We start from the raw sequence: 6,153 nt of genomic DNA on the forward strand, positions 1-6,153 counted from the left end.
GCGCGTGCGATTCGCCCAGCTTCCGGCTCCAAGCTTATCCAGCGACGTTAAGGTTGCGTCGAGCGGAAACGGGGTGGTCCGTTCGCGCACCGGAATCGAGCGGAGGGGAACTGCGGCATGGGTCAGGCGGGTGACGACGACAAGGCGCCGAAGAGCGGTTCGACGCTCGATCTGTTCCCGATCGGCAACTGCACCGCCAGCGCCCTGATCGACCGCGCCGGCCGCTTTGTCTGGGCCTGCGTGCCGCGGGTCGACGGCGACCCGGTGTTCTCGGCCCTGCTCGGCGGCCGCGATCCGGCCGACGAGGACGCCGCCGGCCTGTGGGACGTGCAGGTCGAGGGGGCGACGGAGATCACCCAGGCCTATCTGCGCAACACGCCGATCCTGCGCACCGAGATCCGGGACGCCTCCGGCGGCCGGCTGGAGATTCTCGACTTCTGCCCGCGCTACCGGCAGTTCGGCCGCGTCTACCGGCCCCTGGCCTTCGTCCGCATGGTCCGCCCCCTGGCCGGCGCGCCCCGCATCCGCATCCGCCTGCGGCCGACCGCCAACTACGGCGAGCAGCGGACGAGCACGACCATGGGGTCGAACCACATCCGCTTCGTCGGCGCGGCCACCACCCTGCGCCTGACCACCGGCGCCCCGATCAGCCACATCCACGCCGAGCGCACCTTCCGTCTGGAGGAGCCGGTGGCGATGTTCCTCGGCCCGGACGAAGGCTTCGACGCCGACGTCGCCACCACCTGCGAGCGGATGCTGCGCGAGACCAAAGACTACTGGCGCGGCTGGGTCCGCACCCTGTCGGTGCCGCTGGAATGGCAGTCGGCGGTGATCCGGGCGGCGATCACCCTCAAGCTCTGCGCCTATGAGGAGACCGGCGCCATCGTCGCGGCCCTGACGACGTCGGTCCCCGAGCATGCCGAAGACACCGGCCACGCCCGCAACTGGGACTACCGCTACTGCTGGCTGCGCGACGCCTACTACGTCGTCCAGGCGCTGAATCGGCTCGGCGCCGCCGACATGCTGGAGAACTACCTCGTCTACCTGCGCAACCTGGTGGACCAGGCCCTCCGAAGCGATCCGGCCCCCGCGCTCGGCGCCGCCGGCGCCGCCGGCCTCGACGAGGGGGCGACCAGCGAAACGCCCAAGGCCAACCACGTCCAGCCGGTCTATGGCGTCGGCCTGGAGCCGGTCCTGACCGAGTGGGTCGCGCCGCACCTGCCCGGCTACCGCGGCATGGGCCCGGTGCGCGTCGGCAATCAGGCGCACGAGCATATGCAGCACGACGTCTACGGCCAGATCGTGCTCTCCGCCGTCCAGGCCTTCTTCGACGAACGGCTGTTCCGCCCGGCCAGCGTCGAGGACTTCCGCGCCCTGGAGCCGATCGGCCAGCGCGCCTTCGAGCTGCACGACCAGCCGGACGCCAGCCTCTGGGAATTCCGTGGCCGCGAAGCGGTGCACACCTATTCGTCGGTGATGTGCTGGGCCGCCTGCGACCGCCTCGGCAACGCGGCCCTCAAGCTCGGCCTGGCCGACCGCGCCGCCTACTGGGCCGACAAGGCCGCCCAGGTCCGCCGGACCATCGAGGAAAAGGCCTGGAACCCCGAGCTCGGCCGCTACGCCGCGACCTTCGGCGGCGACGAACTCGACGCCAGCCTGCTGCAGCTGATCGACGTCCGCTTCACCTCCCCCGACGACCCCCGCATGCAGGCGACGATGAAGGCCGTGGAGGAGGGCCTGCGCCGAGGGCCCTTTATGCTGCGCTACGCGATCCCCGATGACTTCGGCACGCCGAAGACCGCCTTCAACTTCTGCACCTTCTGGCTGATCGAGGCCCTGCACCTCTCCGGCCGCACGGACGAGGCGCGCGCCCTGTTCGAGGAAATGCTCGGCCGCCGGACCGCCGCCGGCCTGCTCTCCGAGGACATCTCCTTCGACGGGGCCGGCGAGCTGTGGGGCAACTACCCGCAGACCTACTCCCTCGTCGGCCTGATCAACTGCGCCGGCCTGCTCTCCAGGCCCTGGACCGCCGTGCGGTGAGGGAACCTCTGCCGCCTCTGCACGTCCACACGGCATGGCAGATGTTTCGCATGGCCGCCCCGAAGACCTGCGCGCCGCCGCCGAGGCGGCCGACGCCCTGATCAGCCGCATCCAGGATCGCGTCGCCGACTACCTCGCCAAGACCGGCGAGATCGACGAGCGCCAAGGTTTCTACGAGATCGTCGAGATGCTCGAGACCTCGCAGGAGATCACGCGCCTGCGCCTGGCCCTGGGCCGCAATCCGCACCGCTTCGGCGATCCGACGCCGCTGGCTTCCGGCGACCACACCGGCTGAGGCCTCAGTCGTACCAGGCGCGCCCGGACCGCTCGATCAGCGCAAACGCGCCGGCCGGACCCCAGGACCCTGCCGCGTAGGGCTTTGGCGCCCAGCCCGCATCGCGCCAGGCGTTGGCGACCCCATCGATCCAGCGCCAGGCCGCCTCGACCTCGTCGCGTCGGACGAACAGCGTCGAATTGCCGGCGATGGCGTCGAGCAGCAGCCGCTCGTAGGCGATCCGCCGCCGGGCGCCGGGTCCGGAATAGGCCTTCTGCAGCGACAACGACAACGGCAGCGACTGCAGCCGCATGCCGCCCTCGGTGATCCCCGGGGCCTTGTTCATCAGCCGCAGCTCGATGTCCTCGTCCGGCTGCAGGTCGATGACCAGCCGGTTGGCGGCCAGGTCCTGGCTCGCCGCGCCGCCGAAGATCGAATGCGGCACGCCTTTGAACTGGATGGCGATCTGGGTCCGCCGCTCGGGCAGGCGCTTGCCAGTTCGCAGGAAGAACGGCACCCCGGCCCAGCGCCAGTTGTCGATGTCGGCCCGCAGGGCGACGAAGGTCTCCACCCCGCTCGCCTGGCCGCGCTCGGCTTCGTAGCCGGGCGCCGCCTTCCCGCCGACCACGCCGTCCGTGTACTGCCCGCGGATCGAGGCGGCCTGGGCGTCGGCCCGGCGGAACGGCCGCAGCGAGCGCAGCACCTTGACCTTCTCGTTGCGCACCGAGTCCGGGTCGAGGTCGGCCGGCGGCTCCATCGCCACCAGGCACAACAGCTGCAGCATGTGGTTCTGCACCATGTCCCGCAGCGCGCCGTACTCGTCGTAATAGGGCCAGCGCTCGCCCACCCCCTCAGTCTCGGCCACCGTGATCTGCACGTGGTCGATGGTCAGGTTGTTCCACAACGGCTCGAACAGGGTGTTGGCGAACCGCAGGGCGATCAGGTTCTGGACCGTCTCCTTGCCCAGGTAGTGGTCGATGCGGAAAATCCGCGCCTCGTCGAAGACCGCGCCCACCGCGACATTGATCAGTTGCGAGGATTCCAGGTCCCGGCCGATCGGCTTCTCCAGCACGATCCGGCTCTCCTTGGTCGCCAGGCCGGCGGCGGCCAGGGCGACGCAGACCCGGCCATAGAGGCTCGGCGACAGGGCCAGGAAGAACAGCGGCGCGCCAGCGCCGTCCAGCCGCGCCTTCAGCGCCTCCGCGCCTTCTTGAGAGGTGGCGTCGGCCGCGAGGTAGTCGAGCCGGGCGGAGAACCGCGCCCAAACGCCCTCGTCCAGGCCTTCGCTGCGCGCCGCCAGGTCCTCGCGGACCATCTCGCGGAAATCGTCGCGGCTCATCTCTGTGCGGGCCGTCGCGAGGATGCGGAAGCCGTCCGCCAGGAAGCCGTCGGCGTCGAGGAAATAGAGCGAGGGCAGGAGCATCCGCCGCGCAAGGTCGCCCGCGCCGCCCAACAGCACGATGGCATCGGCCTTCGGCGTCTCAGCCATTCGTCTCGCCCTTTCGACCTGGGGATTCGGCGCGGCGCCGACGGCGCGCATAGCGGCCATAGGGACCCGCAACGTCAAGCCCGGCCCGAGGTTGCCGCTCACATCTGGTCGATTGTGGATCGTCCGGCGGCTTCGCGCGTTCTGACGCCAGTTGGGGGCGCCGGTTCGTATGGCATTTGAAGACATCAATGTCGGGCTTCCGGCGCCGAAGCCCCTCCGGCTCGCTGGCGCCGCCCTGTTCCTCGACCTCGACGGGACGCTGGCGCCGATCGCCTCGCGTCCGCAGGACGTGCGGCCCGAGCCGCGCCGCACCCGCCTGATCGAACGTCTCAGCGCCGCCCTCGACGGCCGCCTGGCGGTGGTCAGCGGCCGCACCCTCGCCGACCTCGACCGCATCCTGGAGGGCCGAGTCACCGCCGTCGCCGCCGTCCATGGCCTCGTCCGCCGCGAGCCGGACGGCGTGACCAGCGAGGTCGCGCCGCATCCCGGCCTCGTCGACGCGGCCGCCCGCCTGCGTGACTTCGCGATCCGCGATTCCGGCCTGATCGTCGAGGAGAAGGGCCTCAGCGTCGCCCTGCACTACCGCCTGGCCCGTGCCCAGGGCGGCGCCGCCCGCAGCCTCGCCGACGAGATCGCCGCCGCCACCGGCCTCGTGGTCCAGCACGGCGACATGGTCGAGGAGCTGCGCACCCCCGGTCCGACCAAGGGCGACAGCGTCCGCGCCTTCATGAGCCAGCCGCCGTTCAAAGGGGCGACGCCGCTGTTCGTCGGCGACGACGCGACCGACGAGCACGGCTTCGAGGCCGCCCGCCAGGCCGGCGGCGTCGGCGTCCTGGTCGGTCCGCCCCGCGACAGCGCCGCCCGCTACCGCCTGGCCGGGGTGGACGCCGTCCTCGACTGGCTGGAGGCGGCGTTATGAGCCGCCTGATCGTCGTCTCCAACCGCGTCCAGCCGCCGAGCGGCAAGGGCGACGAGAGCGTCGGCGGCCTCGCCATGGCCCTGGCCGCAGCGCTGCGGGAATATTCCGGCCTGTGGTTCGGCTGGAGCGGCCGCACCACGCCGCAGTTCACCGGCCAGCTGTCGATGCAGAAGATCGACGGCGTCACCGCCGCCACCATCGACCTCGAAGAGGCCGACTACGACGAGTACTACAACGGCTACGCCAACAAGACGCTGTGGCCGCTGTTCCATTACCGGAGCGACCTGACGGCCTACGACCGGGCCTATGGCGAGGGCTATGAGCGGGTGAACTGCCGGTTCGCCGAGACCCTGCGGCCGCTGATCGAGCCGGACGACCTGATCTGGATCCACGACTACCATCTGATCCCGCTCGGCCGCGAGCTGCGCAAGCTCGGGGTCAAGAACCGCATCGGCTTCTTCCTGCACGTCCCCTGGCCGGCGCATCAGCTGATCACCACCCTGCCGGGCCACCGTCAGCTGGTGGAGGCGATGTTCGACTACGACCTCGTCGGCTTCCAGACCGCCGAGTACCGACAGGCGTTCGAGGAATATGTCCTGGCCGAGGCCGACGGCGAACATTCCGGCCCCGGCGCCATGAAGGCGTTCGGCCGCACAGTCCGGCTCGGCGAGTTCCCGATCGGCATCGACGCCGTGGACTTCGCCCGCATGGTCGACACGCCCAAGGCTCGGCGGATGCGCGACATCATGATGGCCTGCACGGTGTTCCGCCGGCTGATCGTCGGCGTCGACCGCCTCGACTACTCCAAGGGCCTGGAGGAGCGCTTCCTCGGCTTCGAGCGGCTGCTGGCCGCCAACCCCGACCTCCGCCGCGAGGTGCTGATGCTGCAGGTCGCCCCGGTCAGCCGCGAGGGGGTCGAGGCCTATCAGGAGATCCGCGCCCGGCTCGACGCCCTGTCCGGCCGCATCAACGGCGAATACGCCGACGTCGACTGGCAGCCGTTCCGCTACGTGAACAAGAACTACCGCCGCGACGAGCTGGCCGGCATCTACGCCGCCGCCCGGGTCGGCCTGGTGACGCCCTTGCGCGACGGCATGAACCTGGTGGCCAAGGAATTCGTCGCCGCCCAGAACCCCGACGATCCCGGGGTCCTCGTCCTCTCGCGGTTCGCCGGCGCGGCGCGGCAGATGCCCGACGCCCTGCTGGTCAATCCCAACAGCCCGGAAGAGCTGGCCGACGCCCTCAAGCGCGCGCTCGCCATGGACAAGCCGGAGCGAATCCGCCGCTGGCGCGCTCTGTTCGACAGTGTCCAGCGCGAGGACGTCACCGCCTGGCGCGACGCCTTCGTGACGGCCCTCGAGGGCCTGGAGCCGAGGCGCACCGCCCTGGCCAGCTAGGGAGCGACGATGGCCGCCGCCAAGAGTTCGCCGA

General features: G+C 70.7%; 5 protein-coding genes. 4 read left to right on the top strand and 1 reads right to left on the bottom strand.

The features are described 5' to 3' along the window. Positions 1 to 117 precede the first annotated feature (117 nt). Both ACILRF_RS13680 and ACILRF_RS13685 read left to right on the top strand, forming a co-directional pair. The gene (locus ACILRF_RS13680) at positions 118 to 2,040 is read left to right on the top strand and encodes a glycoside hydrolase family 15 protein (RefSeq protein WP_395673801.1); all 1,923 of its coding nucleotides are present in this window, start codon (positions 118 to 120) and stop codon (positions 2,038 to 2,040) included. 34 nt (positions 2,041 to 2,074) lie between these two features. After that, a complete protein-coding gene (locus tag ACILRF_RS13685; RefSeq protein WP_395673803.1) occupies positions 2,075 to 2,335 on the top strand; it encodes a hypothetical protein in 261 nt (86 codons plus the stop codon). Positions 2,336 to 2,339: 4 nt separating this feature from the next. Here ACILRF_RS13685 and zwf read toward each other — a convergent pair whose 3' ends face one another. Beyond that, entirely contained in the window at positions 2,340 to 3,803 is a 1,464-nt protein-coding gene (gene zwf / locus ACILRF_RS13690) for a glucose-6-phosphate dehydrogenase (RefSeq protein WP_395673805.1), read from the bottom strand. Positions 3,804 to 3,972: 169 nt separating this feature from the next. On the opposite strand from zwf, the gene otsB reads away from it, so the two are divergent. Continuing rightward, positions 3,973 to 4,722 carry a trehalose-phosphatase gene (gene otsB / locus ACILRF_RS13695; protein ID WP_395673806.1) on the top strand — a complete coding sequence of 250 codons (750 nt, stop codon included), beginning with the start codon at positions 3,973 to 3,975 and terminating at the stop codon, positions 4,720 to 4,722. Next, on the top strand, positions 4,719 to 6,119 hold the full coding sequence (locus ACILRF_RS13700) for a trehalose-6-phosphate synthase (RefSeq protein WP_395673808.1): 1,401 nt from the start codon (positions 4,719 to 4,721) through the stop codon (positions 6,117 to 6,119). Before otsB ends, ACILRF_RS13700 begins: the two co-directional genes overlap by 4 nt. Positions 6,120 to 6,153 lie beyond the last annotated feature (34 nt).

The sequence above is a fragment of the Phenylobacterium sp. genome (genome assembly GCF_044236515.1).
Classification (GTDB): Bacteria; Pseudomonadota; Alphaproteobacteria; order Caulobacterales; family Caulobacteraceae; genus Phenylobacterium.